Source organism: Shigella sp. FJ200513 (genome assembly GCF_040495915.1).
GTDB lineage: Bacteria > Pseudomonadota > Gammaproteobacteria > Enterobacterales > Enterobacteriaceae > ECMA0423.
This window is the reverse complement of the sequence record NZ_JBDYCV010000065.1, coordinates 20,329-21,842: the sequence shown is the minus strand read 5'-3', so window position 1 is coordinate 21,842 and position 1,514 is coordinate 20,329. Positions and strand designations below refer to the sequence as shown.

Below are 1,514 nucleotides of genomic sequence, written 5' to 3'. Positions count from 1 at the left end.
CAGCAAGCGTTACACTCAGCGCATTGAGCGACATAATCTGAATCTGAGACAACATCTGGCAAGGCTGGGACGGAAGTTACTGTCGTTCTCAAAATCGGTGGAGTTGCATGACAAGGTCATCGGGCATTATCTGAACATAAAACACTATCAGTAAGTTGGAGTCATTACCGAACAACAAGAAGCGTTTATGACGCTTGAGCAGGAGCAGCAGGTTAAAACCCGTACTGCCGAACAGAATGCACGTATTGCGGCTTTTGAAGCTGAACGTCGTCGTGAAGCAGAGCAGACGCGAATTCTGGCTGAACGACAAATTCAGGAAACGGAGATCGAGCGCGAGCAGGCCGTCCGCTCAAGAAAGGTTGAGGCTGAACGTGAAGTTCGTATTAAAGAGATCGAACAGCAGCAGGTCACCGAAATCGCCAACCAGACGAAATCGATCGCTATTGCCGCCAAATCGGAACAACAGTCCCAGGCAGAAGCGCGTGCTAACCTTGCACTCGCAGAAGCAGTAAGTGCGCAACAAAACGTAGAAACCACTCGCCAGACCGCAGAAGCCGATCGTGCTAAACAAGTTGCCCTAATCGCTGCCGCGCAGGATGCAGAAACCAAAGCGGTTGAACTGACCGTGCGGGCGAAAGCAGAAAAAGAAGCCGCAGAGATGCAGGCGGCGGCTATCGTTGAGTTAGCCGAAGCTACACATAAAAAGGGTCTGGCGGAAGCAGAAGCACAACGTGCGCTGAACGATGCTATCAACGTACTTTCTGATGAACAAACCAGCCTTAAATTCAAACTGGCCTTGTTGCAGGCGCTACCTGCGGTAATAGAAAAATCCGTTGAGCCGATGAAATCTATTGACGGTATCAAGATTATTCAGGTCGATGGTCTGAATAGTGGCAGCGCTGCGGGTGATGCAAACACGGGTAATGTGGGGGGCGGAAACCTAGCGGAACAAGCATTATCAGCCGCTCTCTCTTACCGCACACAGGCTCCGCTGATTGACTCCTTGCTCAATGAAATTGGCGTTTCAGGCGGTTCACTGGCGGCATTGACTTCACCCTTAATCTCAACAACTCCCGTCGCCGAAAACGTAAAATAAATTTTCAGCTATGAACGTCCCTGGCACAAAAAGCCGGGGATTTTTTATATCTGCGTTCCGCTAAAAACTGCAAATGATCAGGTCGTTGCAACGTTTTGCGTGACCGCTCGGGGAAGGCAAAACTGCCTCTGGGAAAGCGTTGCGCGAGGTCCGGCGCTCATCAACAATCGGGGAGTCAGCAAAGGGCTGAAACGGGAAAGCCCCTCCCGAGGAAGGGGCCTTACAGAAGGAAAGGGTTATGATGAAGCTCGTCATCATACTGATTGTGTTGTTACTCGTAAGTTTCGCAGCTTATTAACAGCCAATCAGAGGGGGGAGAAATCCTCCCTCACCCTTGTTCCTTTACTTTAGGTTGAAAAAAAATCAGCGTCAAGAAGGTTTCATTAACACATATCCCTGGCCCAAAAAGCCGGGGATT

2 protein-coding genes and 1 pseudogene are annotated in these 1,514 nt (G+C 50.1%); all 3 read left to right on the top strand.

The genetic code is table 11. The annotated features are described in order from the left end of the window. The coding region (locus ABZJ92_RS14215; protein WP_052089026.1) for an IS1 family transposase at positions 1-154 on the top strand (154 nt) is incomplete at its 5' end. A gap of 15 nt (positions 155-169) precedes the next feature. Continuing rightward, positions 170-1,096: pseudogene (locus ABZJ92_RS14210) on the top strand (flotillin family protein); the annotation flags it as partial. Between the two features lie 238 nt (positions 1,097-1,334). Further along, entirely contained in the window at positions 1,335-1,394 is a 60-nt protein-coding gene (locus ABZJ92_RS14205) for a type I toxin-antitoxin system Ibs family toxin (protein ID WP_001387081.1), read from the top strand. The last annotated feature ends 120 nt before the right edge of the window (positions 1,395-1,514 follow it).